This is a genomic window from Pseudomonas sp. BTN1, from assembly GCF_001907715.1.
Classification (GTDB): Bacteria; Pseudomonadota; Gammaproteobacteria; order Pseudomonadales; family Pseudomonadaceae; genus Aquipseudomonas; species Aquipseudomonas paracarnis.
The window spans coordinates 1-14,893 of record NZ_MPBM01000032.1 but is presented as its reverse complement, the minus strand read 5'-3'; the positions used below and the strand labels follow the sequence as shown (position 1 = coordinate 14,893).

The window sequence follows — 14,893 nt, the reverse complement described above, 5'->3', positions numbered from 1 at the left end:
CTCCCACATCTGGATCTGTGAACGCAATCAAAATGTGGGAGCTGGCTTGCCTGCGAAGAGGCCCTCATTCCACCCGAGTTTCTCCAGTGAACACCAGAGTCTGCCGACACCGCCGACACAAATACCGCCGCCCCTGGTTCACCAGCCCATGGCGCTGCGGTGAAAACGGAAAATCACTGTCCGCACACGGGCAGCGGTAAATATAGCGAGTCACTTGCCGACGCTTGACCTCGTAGGTGTGGCAACGGTCGGGCGGCAGCTCGTAAACCCCGCGCATGATCAACTGCCATTCCTCGCCATGGGGCTGGATACGCTCGCCAAACAATTGGTGGGCAATCAGGTGCGCCACTTCATGGGCCACGGTTTGCTTGAGAAAGTGTTGGCTGTTTTCACGGTACAACTGAGGGTTGAAGCGCAGCAGGTTCTCGTGCAAATGCGCGACACCGGCCTTCTGGCCCCGCAGCTTGAGGCTGACCTGGGGGCGTTTGAAGCTTCGTTTGAAAAAGGATTCGGCTTGCAGGAAACAATCTTCGACGCGGGTATTGAGTTGCTCGGGCATGCTGTACATATCTCCAGAGACGCCCAGTATGCCGCAAAGCTGGGTGTTTCCGAATCTGTCAGGCGCCGAATGGTCATGCAGAACGCACAAAGCCACCTTGCGGTGGCCGTGCCTGCGGGGTTTTTCGTTCAACTGGTGTAGATCGGCCCGACGCCCAGGCCCCAGACGATCACGGTAAAGGCCATGATCGCCACCAGCACCACCAGGCCGACGGCCAATACCGAGCTGGAAAACAGGAAGCCTTCATCCGGGTCGATACTCATGAAGGTCGGCAGCCCCACATACAGCAGGTACACCGTGTAGCAGATCGCCGCCGTGCCCACGACCATGCCCAGCCACATATGCGGGTAGAGCGCCGCCAGCCCGCCGATAAACAAGGGTGTGGCGGTATAAGTGGCAAACGCCACGCAGCGGGCCATGCTTGGGCTGGCGTCGTAGGTGCGGGCCATCCAGTGAATGAATGCACCCATCACCGCCACGCCGCACAGCATGGCCGCGTAGGACATGAGGGTCATCCACAGCGCGCTTTCCTGGGTCAGCATCACCGGGGCGCGGTTGCCGATGACCCAGCCGACCTGAGTGGTGCCAATAAAGGCGGAAATGGCGGGGATCGCCGCGAGAATCAGGGTATGAGTGAGGTACATGTGGCTGATGCTTTCTTCTTTATCGCCACGGATTTCCCGCCATTCCTGGTCGGGATGGGTAAACAGCCCCACGACGTGATGGATCATGCCAGTCACTCCTGTCGTTATTACCATCGCCCCCCATCGGAGCGCCCACGGGCCAAATGGCCTGAAAGGTCTGGATAGATGTGCAACCTCAAGTCGCAGTATAGAAAGGGATGACCGGAATAACCGTAGGGCCTTTAGAGCAAATTGCGCTGTAAACACTCACGCTAATCGCGGTGCGGTCTGTCAGGATTCATGGGATCCAGTGTGGGAGCTGGCTTGCCTGCGATGGCGGCCTGTCCGGACCAGAGATGTTGACTGGCACACCGCTATCGCAGGCAAGCCAGCTCCCACATTGGAACTCGGCGAGTCTTACCGGTAAAATGCTGCGCTTTTCGTCACACACCTTTGCGGATCCAAGCGCCATGGGCACTCTTACAGTCAACCAGAACAAACTGCAAAAACGCCTGCGTCGCCTGGCCGGTGAAGCGGTCGCCGATTTCAACATGATCGAGGACGGCGACAAGGTCATGGTCTGCCTCTCCGGCGGCAAAGACAGCTACACCATGCTCGACGTGTTGCTGCACCTGCAAAAGGTCGCGCCGATCAAGTTCGAGATCGTGGCGGTCAACATGGACCAGAAACAACCCGGTTTCCCTGAGCATGTGCTGCCGGCCTACCTGAAAGAGCTGGGCGTGGAGTACCACATTGTCGAGAAAGACACCTACTCGGTGGTCAAGGAATTGATCCCGGAAGGCAAGACCACCTGCTCGCTGTGCTCGCGCCTGCGCCGTGGCACGCTCTATACCTTTGCCGATGAGATCGGCGCGACCAAGATGGCCTTGGGTCATCACCGCGATGACATCGTCGAAACCTTCTTCCTCAATATGTTCTTCAACGGCTCGCTCAAGGCCATGCCGCCCAAGCTGCGTGCCGATGATGGGCGCAACGTGGTGATCCGCCCGCTGGCGTATTGCAACGAGAAGGACATCCAGGCTTACTCCGATTTCAAGCAATTCCCGATCATCCCGTGCAACCTGTGCGGCTCCCAGGAAAACCTGCAGCGCCAGGTGGTCAAGGAGATGCTGGTGGACTGGGAGCGCAAGACCCCTGGGCGTACCGAAAGTATCTTCCGCAGCCTGCAAAACGTGATCCCGTCGCAATTGGCCGACCGCAACCTGTTCGACTTCACCAGCTTGAAAATCGATGAGACCGCCGCATCGCGTTTCGTCAATGTAGTGAACCTCTGAGTCTTCCCGAGGCTCTAGTACACGGCGCTTGCGGGCGCCGTTTTCAATTCGACTGACAGGAGAGGGCATGCGCGATTACAAGTGGCTGCACGAATATTGTCTGAACCGCTTCGGTTCGGCGGCCAAGTTGGAAGCCCATCTGCCGGTGCCCAAGACCCCGGCGCAATTGCGCAAGATCACCGATGACCGTTACCTGTCGACCTTGGCGCTGCGGGTGTTCCGCGCCGGTTTGAAGCACAGCGTGGTTGATGCCAAATGGCCGGCGTTCGAGCAGGTGTTCTTCGGTTTCGACCCGGAAAAAGTCGTGCTGATGGGCGCCGAGCACCTGGAACGGTTGATGCAGGACGCCCGCATCATCCGCCACCTGGGCAAGCTCAAGAGTGTGCCGCGCAATGCGCAGATGATCCTGGATATCGAGCAGGAAAAAGGTAGCTTCGGTGCGTTTATCGCCGATTGGCCGGTGACTGACATCGTTGGGCTCTGGAAGTACCTGAGCAAGCATGGCCATCAACTGGGCGGGCTGTCGGCGCCGCGCTTTCTGCGCATGGTCGGCAAGGACACCTTTGTGCCAAGCGATGACGTGGTGGCGGCGCTGAATGCGCAGAAGATTGTCGACAAGGCCCCGACCAGCCTGCGCGACCTGGCGACGGTGCAGGGCGCCTTCAACCAGTGGCATGCCGAGAGTGGGCGGCCGATGTGTCAGTTGTCGATGATGTTGGCTTACACGGTGAATCATTGATCACCTGATCGTTCCCACGCTCCGCGTGGGAATGCATCCTGTGACGCTCCGCGTCACCCTTGCACTAGGCCTGGGACGCAGAGCGTCCTGGGCAGCATTCCCACGCGGAGCGTGGGAACGATCAGTCAATCGGCCAGTCGCCGGTTCAACTGATGCCGCCAACGCACGTACAGCAACGCCGTGCAAAACACCGCCAGGCTCGTCAGCATCTCCAGCACACCAAACCACTGGCGGTTCGGGTCATACGCCGCCAGCGCGCCCTTGATGAAATACAGGTTCACCACAAAGCACATCCACGAATGCCCGCGTGCGCTGCCCATCAGCATGCCTGGCGCAAGTATCAGTAGCGGCACCAGCTCGATCAGCAGGATGACCCACGGGCGCGCCCCATGCAGGTCGGCGACAAACAGGTAGTACGCGCACAACAAGCCCACCAGGCCTAAAAACGCCAGCAGGCTCAGCGTGCGTGCCACCTTGACCCGCGGCGCCAGCCATTCCCGCGTTGGCAGGACCTTAGGCTTCCTGGCCACGGCCGTTCTCCAACAGCGTGGCGGTCTTGGCCAGGCGCAGGCCCAAGGCCCGGCACAGGGTGATTTCATGTTGATCGAGCATGCGCTTACCGTCTGGCCCGGAATGGTGGCTGGCGCCATACGGCGTGCCGCCGCCCTGGGTGTCGAGCAGTGCCTGCTCGCTGTAGGGTAGGCCGGTGATCAACATGCCATGGTGCAGCAGCGGTAGCAGCATCGACATCAGCGTGGTCTCCTGGCCGCCATGCAGGCTGGCGGTGGAGGTGAACACGCCGGCCGGCTTGCCGACCAAAGCGCCGGTAAGCCACAGGTTGCTGGTGCCATCGAGGAAGTACTTGAGCGGCGCGGCCATGTTGCCGAACCGGGTCGGGCTGCCCAGGGCCAGGCCCGAGCAGTGCTTCAGGTCGTCCAGGCTGGCATACAGCGCGCCTTCGTCGGGAATGCTCGGCGCCACCGCTTCGCACTCGGTGGAAATCGCCGGCACGGTGCGCAACCGCGCTTCCATGCCGCCTTGCTCGATACCGCGGGCAATCTGCCGGGCCATCTCGCTCACCGAGCCGTTACGGCTGTAATACAACACCAGCACATAGGGCGTAGTCACGGCAGGATCTCCAGCACGTTCTCGGGTGGGCGGCCAATGATGGCTTTATCGGCGGTTGCCAGGATCGGGCGTTCCATCAGCTTGGGATGGGCTGCGATGGCGGCGATCAGTTGGGTGTCGCTGAGGCTGGCGTCTGCCAGGTTCAGGGTTTTGTATTCGTCTTCGCCGGTGCGCAGCAGTTGGCGTGCGCTGATCCCCAGTTTTTTCAGCAGGGCCTCGATTTGCGCGGCATCCAGCGGGGTATCCAGGTAGCGCACGACGGTCGGGGTGAGGCCGCGGGCTTCCAGCAGTTCCAGCGCACCGCGGGATTTCGAGCAGCGCGGGTTGTGATAAAGCGTCAGATCGGTCATGTGCGGGTCGCATCTTGCGTAAGGTGGCGGGTATTCTACCTGCGCTGGCGCCTGTCCTTAAACCGTAAGAGGCGATAGGCCGCAGCCAACGTTCATTTTTGCGAAGGAATACCCCATGACAAGGCGACTGATCGGTGCATTGGCGATCATCACAACCCTGCTGCTCAGCGGCTGCGGTAACGATTACGGCGTTGACCAATATGGCCAGAAAGTGGCGGCCGAACGCCTGGACAAACAGTGGCTGGTGGTCAACTACTGGGCCGAATGGTGTGGGCCGTGCCGCACGGAAATCCCCGAGCTCAATGCCCTGGCAGAACAGTTGAAAGGCCAGAATGTCGGGGTGTTCGGCGTCAACTTCGACAATGTGCAGGGTGAAGAACTGAAGGCCGCCAGCGACAAGCTGGGGATCAAGTTCACGGTACTGGCCCAGAACCCGGACGGGATCTTCGAGATTCCGCGCAGCGAGGCATTGCCGGTGACCTACATCATCGACGACAAGGGCAAGGTGCGTGAGCAGTTGATGGGTGAGCAGACAGCGGAAGGGGTGTTGGCCAAGCTCAAGGCGCTGAAAGGATAAAACTGTGGGGGCTGGCTTGCCTGCGATGGCATCGCTGCGGTGTACCTGATACACCGCGTCGTCCGCATCGCAGGCAAGCCAGCTCCCACAGAACCAGAGGACACCGCGTTAATACAGGAGAGTGCGCCTAGATCAGCCTTCTTCGAGCCACAAGCGGATCGGCTTGCCTTCGGCCGGCCAGAACCGCGTCTGCTCGATCGGCGAGATGTCCCAGCGCTGCACGCCTTGCAGGGCCTGGAAGAAGCGATGCTCTTGCTCCATCAGGGCCTCGGCGCACATTTTCCGGGTGCTGCCGACTGGGCCGAAGCTGAGCTTGTCGCCTTCGACCGTGTACGGCGCAAACCAGTGGTTACAGCCGCCATTGCCATAGGCGCGGCCATCGGCGCCCAGAGTGACGGTGAGGTGCGCGTAGTCCATCAACGGCCGCTCACCGATCCATTCCACTACGTAGCTGTGGTCGCGCTCGAGCTTGGCGCCATCGGCAGCGCAGCCTGCCAGGCCCATGCCGATGGCGGCGAGCAGCAGCGGGCCTTTCATTGCGCGGCCTGCTGGCATTTCGGGCAGCGGTGCTTATCGCCTTCGCTGGCCCAGCCCAGTTCTTTGATACGCGCGTTGGCGGCCGGTTGCAGCGGTGCCTTGGTCAGCTTGGTTTCTACCGCGAATTCAAACTCCAGCACGGCGTCGCAGCTGTCGCAATTGACCTTCCAGGTGTGAATCTCCAGTTCGCCGAACTTCGGCCCTTGGGCCATGGCGACCCACTGGCCCGCCGGGCGGATGGAGTAGCGTGCGTCACCTTCGACGGTCAGTCGCATCGACAGGGTTTTACTGCCGCGCAGGCTGACGATCAGGACGTCGCCATGTTTGATCGAACCACCGTTGCCGGTGACTTGGTAACGGCCCGGCACCAGGGCACGGCATTCGATCAGGGTATGTTGCGGGCTCAGCAAGCTGAAGCGGAAATCGTGTTCGGCCATGGATCCTCCAAATAGGCGCGGCATCCTATCACGGGTGCCGGCCTATCATGAGGCTGGTATGTGACCGCTGATCATCCCTCGACCAGGTTCTGCGCCCGGCCATCGGCCCACGCGGCAATGTTGGCCAATGTGGTGCCGGCAATCGCCGCCAGGGCCTCACGGGTGAGGAAGGCCTGGTGCGCGGTGATGATCACGTTGGGGAAGGTCAGCAGGCGGGCAAGCACGTCATCCTGCAGGGGCAGGTCCGAGCGGTCCTCGAAAAACAATTGGGCTTCTTCTTCGTAGACGTCCAGCCCCAGGTAGCCCAACTGGCCAAGCTTGAGCGCTTCGATCAGTGCTGGCGTGTCGACCAGGCCACCGCGCCCGGTGTTGATCAGCATCGCACCGGTTTGCATCTGCGCGAGTGAGCGGGCATTGATCAGGTGTTTGCTGTCGGCGGTCAGCGGGCAGTGCAGGCTGATGATTTGCGCCTTCGCCAACAGTTCAGGCAGGCTCACGTAGCGGGCCCCGAGGTCCTGCACCTGTGGGTTGGGGAAGGGATCGTAGGCCAGCAACTGGCAGCCGAAGCCGGCCATGATCTTGGCGAAGGTCGCGCCGATCTGACCGGTGCCGACCACGCCGACCGTTTTGCCGACCAGATCAAAACCGGTCAGCCCGTGCAGGCTGAAATCACCGTCGCGGGTACGGTTGTAGGCACGGTGCAGGCGACGGTTGAGGGCCAGGATCAGGGCGACGGCATGCTCGGCCACTGCGTGGGGCGAATAGGCGGGCACGCGCACGATGGTCAAGCCCAGGCGCTGGGCGGCGGGTAGGTCGACGTGGTTGTAGCCCGCCGAGCGCAGGGCAATCAGGCGTGTGCCGCCCTTGGCCAAGTGCTCCAGCACCGGGGCGCTGAGGTCGTCGTTGATAAAGGCACAGACCACCTCGTGGTGTTCGGCCAGGGCCACGGTATCGAGGTTGAGCCGGGCGGGTTGGAATTGCAGTTCCAGGCCAGCCGGCAGCGGTTCGCCGAGGAAACTCTCGCGGTCGTAGGTTTGGCTGCTGAAGAGAATGACGCGCATTGAGAAGGCTCCCTGCAATTTACACATTGTTGATTCGTTGCCCATGAAAACAGGGTCAGGCGCTGACTCTGGCTTCACTGGCCAGCCGCGCAATCGCCATGTCCAGTTCGTCCAGCGCGGCCATGGCCTTGGCGTCATCCTGCTTGAGCAGGGTTTCGGCGCGTTGGCAGGCTGCTCGTAATTGCGGCACGCCACAGTAGCGGGTGGCGCCGTGCAAACGGTGCACGCGCTCGATCAAGGCATGGTTGTCATTGGCTTCGCGGGCGTGGGTAATTGCCAGGCGATCAGCCTCCAGGGAGGCCAGCAGCATGGCGAGCATATCGGCGGCCAGGTCGGCCTTGTTGGCGGCCAGGCGCAGGCCTTCTTCGTGGTCGAGTACCAAGAGCTGCACGCCCTGGGCCGCACCTTCATGGGTGCGCTCCGGGCCTTGGTTACGCAGCGCCAGGCCGGTCCATTTCAATACCACCTGGGCCAATTGCCGCTCGCTGATGGGTTTGGTCAGGTAGTCGTCCATACCGCTTTGCAGCAGGGCGCGTTTTTCGTTGGCCATGGCGTGAGCCGTGAGGGCTACCACCGGCAGCGGCGTGCCGTGGCGTTCGCTTTCCCACTGGCGGATCGCCTCGGTGCTCTGGCGGCCATCCATGCCGGGCATTTGCACGTCCATCAGCACCAAATCGAACGTTTCCTGCTTCACGGCGTCGACCGCTGCGTAACCGCTTTCCACCGCCTGCACCTTGGCGCCCATGTCTTCCAACAGGGTTTGCACCAGCAACAGGTTGGCCGGGTTGTCGTCCACGCACAGCACCCGTGGCGCACGGCTGGACAACGGCTCACCGGGTTCGCTGCGCGAAGGGCGCGGGCTGATCAGGTCGGCCAGGGAGCGGCGCAACTTGCGCGTACAGGCGGGCTTGGCCTGCAGTTGGCTGTTGGGGTTGGGCACCGATTGGTTGAACAGCATCTGCTCGGTGGTCGGGCACAGCACCAGCACCTTGCAGCCCAGGTGTTCAAGGTCCCACAGGTGTTGGTTGAGGCGCTCGGGCGGAATGTCGTTGGCCGTGACGCCGAGCACCGCCAGGCTGATGGCCTGTTCGGTCTGGTGCGCACTGGTGATGCCGTTGGTCAGGCTTTCCAGGGTATTGAACGGCGTGACTTCCAGGCCGCAGTCTTCCAACTGATGTTGCAGGGCCTGGCGCGCCAGTTCGTGGTTTTCCAGCACGGCCACACGACGCCCCAATAGCGGCGCGGCGGGCAGGTCTTCGACGTCGTCACGGGTCTTGGGCAGGTTCAGGCTGATCCAGAATTCCGAACCTTCACCCGGCGTGCTGTCGACGCCGATTTCGCCGCCCATCTGCTCGATCAATCGCTTGGAAATCACCAGGCCCAAACCGGTGCCGCCGGGCTGGCGCGACAGCGAGTTGTCGGCCTGGCTGAATGCCTGGAACAGGGCGCGCACATCCTGGTTCGACAGGCCAATGCCGGTGTCTTGCACACTGATGCGCAATTGCACGCTGTCTTCCTGCTCGTCCTCGATCATGGCCCGGGCCACAATGGTGCCTTCGCGGGTGAACTTGATCGCATTACTGATCAGGTTGGTCAGGATCTGCTTGAGCCGCAGCGGGTCGCCCACCAACGCCAGGGGCGTGTCGCGGTAAACCAGGCTCACCAATTCGAGCTGCTTGGCATGGGCGGCGGGAGCGAGGATGGTCAAGGTGTCTTGCAGCAAGTCGCGCAGGTTGAAAGGCACGCTGTCGAGCACCAGCTTGCCGGCTTCAATCTTCGAGAAATCGAGGATCTCGTTAATGATGCCCAGCAAGTTATCCGCAGACTTTTCGATAGTGCCCAGGTAGTCCAACTGGCGCGGCGACAGCTCGCTTTTTTGCAACAGGTGAGTAAAGCCGAGGATGCCGTTGAGCGGCGTGCGGATTTCATGGCTCATGTTGGCCAGGAACTCCGACTTGATACGGCTGGCCTCCAGGGCTTCCTTGCGCGCCAGGTCCAGCTCGATGTTCTGGATCTCGATGGTTTCCAGGTTCTGGCGCACGTCTTCGGTGGCCTGGTCGATGCTGTGTTGCAGCTCTTCCTGGGCATTTTGCAGGGTTTCGGCCATGCGGTTGATGCCCGACGCGAGTTGGTCCAGTTCCTGGCTGCCCAAGGGTGGCAGGCGTGTCTCCAGGTTGCCGTCCTTGAGCTGGGTCACGGCTTGCTTGATCTGGCCAATCGGCGAATTGATGGTGCGGCTGATACGCAGGGCGAGGGCGGCGGTGCACATCAGGCCGATGGCGATCAGCAGCAGGCTGGCGAACAGGCTGCGATAGCCGCGCAGCAACATGCCATTGTGGGACAGCTCCACTTCGACCCAACCCAGTAGACGGTCGGCCTCATCGGGAATCAACTCGCCCGCCAGGTTGCGATGGCGGCCAAACACCGGCAGTAGATAGCGAGTGGCGTCATTGCCGGTGCGCTGCAACAGGTGCGAACTGTTGCCGGTGGGCGGCTGGTTGAGCATGGTCGGACCGGCATGGGCCAGGGACGAACGGTCGGGCGCCAGGAACGACACGGCGCGCACATCCGGCTGCTCCAGGGACTGGGTCGCGATGCGCTCCAGCAGGTCGGTGTTCTTATGGCCCAGCGCGGGTGCCACCAAGGGTGCCAATTGCTCGGCGATCATTTCGCCGCGTTGCAGCAGTTGGGTCTGCAACTCCGAGAGCTGCATCCAGGTGAAATAGCCGCCCAACAACAGCGCCATCAGGCTGGTCGGTAATAAGGTCAGCAACAGTACGCGGCCTTTTATCCCCATTCTTCTAAGCACGCCACTCTCCTGCTACCACGTTGTTATCAATGATCCACGCCGGCATCCGGCCCGCGCCACCTGCGCAGTGTAGCCATTTGCACGGTCTGGAATCTTGCAAATTAATGACATGCGGCAATCTTCGGGCCATTCGGCGCCGGGTGGCGATTGCCTGTGAACGTTTAATCTTGAATAATCAGTGATTGAGAATGACTTGCAGACGCTAATGACTCCCGTAGCAGTTGGCCTACCCAGTATCCTGACCATCGAAGACGACCCGGTGTTGGGCGCCTACGTGCACGAGCAGCTTGGCCGCAGCGGCTTCCAGGTGACCTGGTGCCAGAACGGCCAGCAGGGCCTGCAACTGGCCCGCGCCCAGGCCTTCGACCTGGTGCTGATGGACATTCTGCTGCCGGGGCTGGACGGTTTGTCGATCCTCACCCATTTGCGCCAGAGCCACGCCATGCCCGTGATCCTGATGTCGGCCCTGGGCGCTGAAGCCGACCGTATCAGCGGTTTTCGCCTGGGCGCGGACGACTATTTGCCCAAGCCGTTCAGCATGGTTGAACTGTGCGTGCGAATTGAAGCGATCCTGCGCCGCGTTGCCCTGGATCGCCGGCCCGAACCGCCGCGCGCCTCGGTCCCTGAACATGCCCGGGTGCTGCACTTTGATGATGAACGCTGCGATGTGTCCTGCCAGGACCAGTGGGCCGGGCTCACGCGCAGCGAATACCGCCTGCTGGAAACCCTGCACCGCAATGCCGAAGAAGTCCTCAGCAAAGCCTTCCTGTATCAGCAGGTGTTGCAGCGCGGGTATGCGCCCCATGACCGCAGCCTCGACATGCATGTCAGCCAGATCCGCCGCAAGCTCAAGGCCATCGGTTACATCGAGCGTGAAGTACGCACCGTATGGGGCAAGGGCTACGTGCTGAGCGGTCACGATGAAGGGCTTTGAGCGATTGCCCGGCAGGCACTCGTTGTTCTGGAAGCTGGCCTGTCTGTTGATCGCCTTCTGTTTGCTGATGATCTGGCTCAGTTGGTCCTGGGGCCGCTACATGGAGCAGCAGAGCGCGTACCTGTCGGACAAGTCGCGGGAGATTCTCACTGGCTATGCCGCGGGTGCCGAGCTGGCGTGGAGCACTCAAGGCAGCGCCGGCGTGGACGCCTGGCTGCGGCGGATGGCCGAGCGCGAAAGCACTTGGGTGGGGGTGATCGGTAACGATCTACAGTCCCTGGGCAGCACGCCCTTGAGTGACAAGGAAAGCCAGCGCCTGACGTTTTTGCGCGGATTGGATTGGCCGGTCAGCCGGCATGTCATTGGCCTGCCCTGGATGAAGGTGCCGTTTCCGGTCGACCCTGGCGCGGGGTCGCTGGTGATCGAGCTGCCGCAGCGTTTTATGCCAGGGCGCTATCAACTGTTCTGGCGGGTGGTCACCAATGGTGTGATTCCCGGCCTGTTTACCCTGTTGCTGTGCATCGGCCTCTACCGGCTGTTGATCATGCCCCTCAATCAATTGCGCGAGCAGGCCAATGCCTGGCGTGCGGACCAACTCAATACGCGGATGTCTCGCGATGCCACCAGCCGCCAGGATGAACTGGGCGAGTTGGGCCGCGCCTTTGACCATATGTCCGAACGCTTGCAGGGCACCGTGCGTTTGCAGCAGCAGTTGCTGCGCGATATGTCCCATGAACTGCGCACACCCTTGAGCCGCCTGCGGGTAGCCTGCGACAGCGAGCAAGACCCGGCCAAGCTGCGCGAGCGCCTGGGCCGGGAAATCGACGCCATGCAGCGCCTGGTGGAAGACAGCCTGCAACTGGCGTGGCTCGACAGCGAAACAACGCCGCTGCCCCAGGAAGACATTCAGCTCCAGGCGTTATGGGACATCTTGCGCGAGAACGCGTGTTTTGAAAGCGGTTGGCCCGCATCGCGCTTGCCGTGCCTGTTACCCGCGGACAGTTGGGTACGCGGCAACCTGAATGCACTGGCCCAGGCCCTTGAAAATATCCTGCGCAACGCCATACGCCACTCGCCCACGGGCGGCAGCGTGCAACTCGACGGCTGTCGTGAAGGGGACTATTGGCATATCTGGCTGCAGGACCAGGGCGCTGGGATTGCTGAGGATGATCTGGAGCGCATCTTCGCGCCCTTTACCCGCCTGGACGGCTCGCGGCCCGGCGATGGTGGTTTCGGCCTGGGCCTGAGCATTGCCCGCAACGCCGTGCAGCGCCAGGGCGGTCGCTTATGGGCGGAAAATACCGGGCAGGGCCTGCGGGTGCATTTGCACTTGCTGGCCCGTTAGCGCTCAGCGCCTACGCAGTTTGCGTTTTTTCCACTGGTGCGCCACCCACCAGCGCCAGTACGCCATGGTCAGGCAATAGGCCAGGGCGCCCAATACTACCCCCAATACCACCGAACCCAGCAGGAACGGCTGCCAGAGTGTGCTCAACTGGCCGCTGATCCATTCCCACGTCAGGTTGTCGGGCAAGCTGCGTGGCGGCACGTTCATCAGCCAGGCGCCGGTCATATAGGTGCAGATGAACACCACCGGCATGGTGATGGGGTTGGTCAACCACACCAGGCTGATGGCGATGGGCATATTGCCGCGCACCGAGATCGCGAGCACTGCGGCGAGCAACATCTGCAACGGAATCGGGATAAACGCCGCAAATAAACCCACCGCCATGGCGCGCGCCACGGAGTGCCGGTTCAGGTGCCAGAGGTTGGGGTCATGCAGCAGCGTGCCAAGAAACTGTAATGACTTGTGTTCCCTGATACTGCTGGGGTCTGGCATGTACCGTTTGAATAAGCGCCGGGGCATATGGGGTCCAGGTCAATTCGAGGGGCAAGTATGCCCGGATTCTATAAACAGAAAATTCAGACTTTGTGACAAAACATCATAGGCGCTGTCGTTCAGCCGGCTAAGACTGAGTGGATCACGGGAAAAGGATGGTCCATGAAGACAGGGATGTTGGCGTTGGCGCTGGGGTTGCTGATGTTGCGTTGGTTGCCGGCCCTGCCGCCCGGCGCCGCGTTATTGGGCATGCTGGTGCTGGCCTTGATGCTGTTGCCTTTTCGGTCCTATCCCTTGGCCTTTTTTCTGGTGGGGTTGAGCTGGGCTTGCTTCAGCGCGCAGCGGGCGTTGGATGATCGACTGCAGCCGGCCCTGGATGGGCAGACTCGTTGGGTGGAGGGGCGTGTGGTCGGCTTGCCCCAGCAGACGGTTACGGGCGTGCGCTTTGAACTGGCCGACGGCCGGTTGCGCAAGGGGCGGCTGCCCAAACGTATCCGCGTGTCCTGGCACGGCGGGCCAGTGGTGAACAGCGGCGAACGCTGGCGCCTGGCGCTGACACTCAAGCGGCCTGCGGGCCTGCTCAATTTTCATGGAGTTGACCACGAAGCCTGGCTGCTGGCCCAGCGTATCGGTGCCACTGCAACGGTAAAAGATGGTGAACGCCTCGCACCGGCCCGCAATGCCTGGCGCGATGCTGTTCGCCAGCGCGTGATGGCGGTGGATGCCCAAGGCCGCGAGGCGGGCTTGGCGGCGTTGGTATTGGGCGACGGTTCCGGCTTGGCGCCTGAGGATTGGCAGGTGTTGCAGGACACGGGCACGGTGCATCTGCTGGTGATTTCCGGGCAGCATATCGGCTTGTTGGCGGGCTTGATCTACGGCTTTGTCGCGGTATTGGCGCGCTATGGTTGCTGGCCACGAACCTGGCCGTGGCTGCCGTGGGCGTGCGGCCTGGCTTTTGGCGCAGCGTTGGGTTATGGCCTGCTGGCGGGGTTTGGCGTGCCGGTGCAGCGGGCTTGTATGATGGTCGGCCTGGTGTTGCTGTGGCGTCTGCGTTTCCGCCATTTGGGGCTGTGGTGGCCGTTGCTGCTGGCGCTGAACGGCGTGCTGGTGCTGGAGCCCTTGGCCAGCCTGCAGGTAGGGTTCTGGTTATCGTTTGCGGCGGTCGCGGTATTGTTGCTGGCGTTCGGCGGGCGCTTGGGGCCGTGGAGCGTCTGGCAGGCGTGGACCCGGCCTCAGTGGTTGATTGCCATTGGCTTGTTTCCGGTGTTGCTGGTGTTGGGTTTGCCCATCAGCCTCAGCGCACCGGTGGCCAATCTGTTTGCCGTGCCGTGGATCAGCCTGGTGGTGCTGCCCCTGGCGCTGCTGGGCACGGCGTTGTTGTGGGTGCCGCTGGCGGGGGAAGCTGTGCTGTGGCTGGCCGGCGGCGCGCTGGACGGATTGTTCAAGGGTCTGGCGCTGCCGGCCGGGCAATTGCCGGCCCGGGTGCCGCCCGAGGTGCCGCTGGCGTATTGGCTGGTCAGCCTGATGGGCGCAGTGGTGTTACTGCTGCCCAAAGGGGTGCCGTTCCGGGTGTTGGGCTGGCCCATGTTGTTGATGGCCGTTTTCCCGCCCCGGGAGTGGGTGCCCCACGGACAGGTCGATGTGGTGCAACTGGATGTCGGCCAGGGGCAGGCACTGATCCTGCGCACCCGCCATCACACCTTGCTCTACGATGCCGGGCCGCGCTCGGGGCCTGTCGACCTCGGCGCGCGCGTCGTGTTGCCGTCGTTGAAAAAACTCGGGGTAGGGCAGTTGGACATGATGCTGCTCAGCCATGCCGACGCCGATCACGCCGGTGGTGCGGCAGCAGTGGCTCGGGGGCTGCCCGTCAAACGCGTGGTGGGCGGCGAAACCGAGGGCTTGCCAGCCTTTCTCGCCACCCAGCCCTGTACCAGCGGCGAACGATGGGAATGGGATCTGGCTCTTATACACCTCTCCGCGCCCACGAAACCGTACCAGACCCCGTAT

16 protein-coding genes are annotated in these 14,893 nt (G+C 62.1%); 6 read left to right on the top strand and 10 right to left on the bottom strand.

All coding sequences use genetic code 11. The features are described from left to right. Window positions 1-64: 64 nt before the first annotated feature. Both BMH52_RS16405 and BMH52_RS16400 read right to left on the bottom strand, forming a co-directional pair. Window positions 65-559 carry a SprT family zinc-dependent metalloprotease gene (locus tag BMH52_RS16405; protein WP_003192067.1) on the bottom strand — a complete coding sequence of 165 codons (495 nt, stop codon included), beginning with the start codon at window positions 557-559 and terminating at the stop codon, window positions 65-67. 128 nt (window positions 560-687) lie between these two features. Then, window positions 688-1,290, bottom strand: coding sequence for a Yip1 family protein (locus BMH52_RS16400; protein WP_014718889.1), 603 nt, complete (start codon window positions 1,288-1,290; stop codon window positions 688-690). Window positions 1,291-1,652: 362 nt separating this feature from the next. On the opposite strand from BMH52_RS16400, the gene ttcA reads away from it, so the two are divergent. Together ttcA and BMH52_RS16390 are read left to right on the top strand one after the other, a co-directional pair. Further along, a complete protein-coding gene (gene ttcA / locus BMH52_RS16395; RefSeq protein ID WP_014718888.1) occupies window positions 1,653-2,477 on the top strand; it encodes a tRNA 2-thiocytidine(32) synthetase TtcA in 825 nt (274 codons plus the stop codon). 67 nt (window positions 2,478-2,544) lie between these two features. Further along, entirely contained in the window at window positions 2,545-3,216 is a 672-nt protein-coding gene (locus BMH52_RS16390; protein ID WP_014718887.1) for a DNA-3-methyladenine glycosylase I, read from the top strand. Between the two features lie 125 nt (window positions 3,217-3,341). On the opposite strand, the gene BMH52_RS16385 is transcribed toward BMH52_RS16390, so the two are convergent. The 3 genes from BMH52_RS16385 to arsC are packed head-to-tail and all read right to left on the bottom strand — an operon-like array spanning window position 3,342 to window position 4,694. Beyond that, window positions 3,342-3,746 carry a DUF2069 domain-containing protein gene (locus tag BMH52_RS16385; protein WP_073844358.1) on the bottom strand — a complete coding sequence of 135 codons (405 nt, stop codon included), beginning with the start codon at window positions 3,744-3,746 and terminating at the stop codon, window positions 3,342-3,344. Then, window positions 3,730-4,344 (bottom strand): NAD(P)H:quinone oxidoreductase, encoded by a 615-nt coding sequence (gene wrbA / locus BMH52_RS16380; RefSeq protein WP_014718885.1) that lies wholly within the window; start codon window positions 4,342-4,344, stop codon window positions 3,730-3,732. Before wrbA ends, BMH52_RS16385 begins: the two co-directional genes overlap by 17 nt. Next, on the bottom strand, window positions 4,341-4,694 hold the full coding sequence (arsC, locus tag BMH52_RS16375) for an arsenate reductase (glutaredoxin) (RefSeq protein ID WP_014718884.1): 354 nt from the start codon (window positions 4,692-4,694) through the stop codon (window positions 4,341-4,343). Before arsC ends, wrbA begins: the two co-directional genes overlap by 4 nt. A 115-nt stretch (window positions 4,695-4,809) precedes the next feature. Here arsC and BMH52_RS16370 point away from each other — a divergent pair, with 115 nt between their 5' ends. Next, window positions 4,810-5,271 (top strand): TlpA disulfide reductase family protein, encoded by a 462-nt coding sequence (locus tag BMH52_RS16370; RefSeq protein ID WP_003192057.1) that lies wholly within the window; start codon window positions 4,810-4,812, stop codon window positions 5,269-5,271. Between the two features lie 132 nt (window positions 5,272-5,403). Here the strand turns inward: BMH52_RS16370 and BMH52_RS16365 are convergent, their stop codons facing one another. From BMH52_RS16365 to BMH52_RS16350, 4 genes are all read right to left on the bottom strand, one after another. Next, complete coding sequence (locus BMH52_RS16365; RefSeq protein ID WP_014718883.1) at window positions 5,404-5,808, bottom strand: META domain-containing protein; 405 nt, start codon at window positions 5,806-5,808, stop codon at window positions 5,404-5,406. Beyond that, on the bottom strand, window positions 5,805-6,245 hold the full coding sequence (locus BMH52_RS16360; protein WP_003192054.1) for a hypothetical protein: 441 nt from the start codon (window positions 6,243-6,245) through the stop codon (window positions 5,805-5,807). Before BMH52_RS16360 ends, BMH52_RS16365 begins: the two co-directional genes overlap by 4 nt. A 71-nt stretch (window positions 6,246-6,316) precedes the next feature. Further along, complete coding sequence (locus BMH52_RS16355) at window positions 6,317-7,306, bottom strand: 2-hydroxyacid dehydrogenase (protein ID WP_072433934.1); 990 nt, start codon at window positions 7,304-7,306, stop codon at window positions 6,317-6,319. Between the two features lie 55 nt (window positions 7,307-7,361). Beyond that, a complete protein-coding gene (locus BMH52_RS16350) occupies window positions 7,362-10,115 on the bottom strand; it encodes a response regulator (protein WP_019816717.1) in 2,754 nt (917 codons plus the stop codon). Between the two features lie 205 nt (window positions 10,116-10,320). Between BMH52_RS16350 and BMH52_RS16345 the strand changes: the two genes are divergently transcribed. Further along, window positions 10,321-11,049 (top strand): response regulator transcription factor, encoded by a 729-nt coding sequence (locus BMH52_RS16345; RefSeq protein WP_038450508.1) that lies wholly within the window; start codon window positions 10,321-10,323, stop codon window positions 11,047-11,049. Next, window positions 11,036-12,394 carry a sensor histidine kinase gene (locus tag BMH52_RS16340; protein WP_058410589.1) on the top strand — a complete coding sequence of 453 codons (1,359 nt, stop codon included), beginning with the start codon at window positions 11,036-11,038 and terminating at the stop codon, window positions 12,392-12,394. Before BMH52_RS16345 ends, BMH52_RS16340 begins: the two co-directional genes overlap by 14 nt. Before the next feature lie 3 nt (window positions 12,395-12,397). Here BMH52_RS16340 and BMH52_RS16335 read toward each other — a convergent pair whose 3' ends face one another. Next, window positions 12,398-12,913: a DUF2062 domain-containing protein gene (locus BMH52_RS16335; RefSeq protein WP_003192045.1), complete on the bottom strand. Its 516-nt coding sequence runs from the start codon at window positions 12,911-12,913 to the stop codon at window positions 12,398-12,400. Between the two features lie 135 nt (window positions 12,914-13,048). Here BMH52_RS16335 and BMH52_RS16330 point away from each other — a divergent pair. Then, a partial coding sequence (locus BMH52_RS16330; protein ID WP_073844427.1) for a DNA internalization-related competence protein ComEC/Rec2 occupies window positions 13,049-14,893 on the top strand: 1,845 nt, incomplete at its 3' end.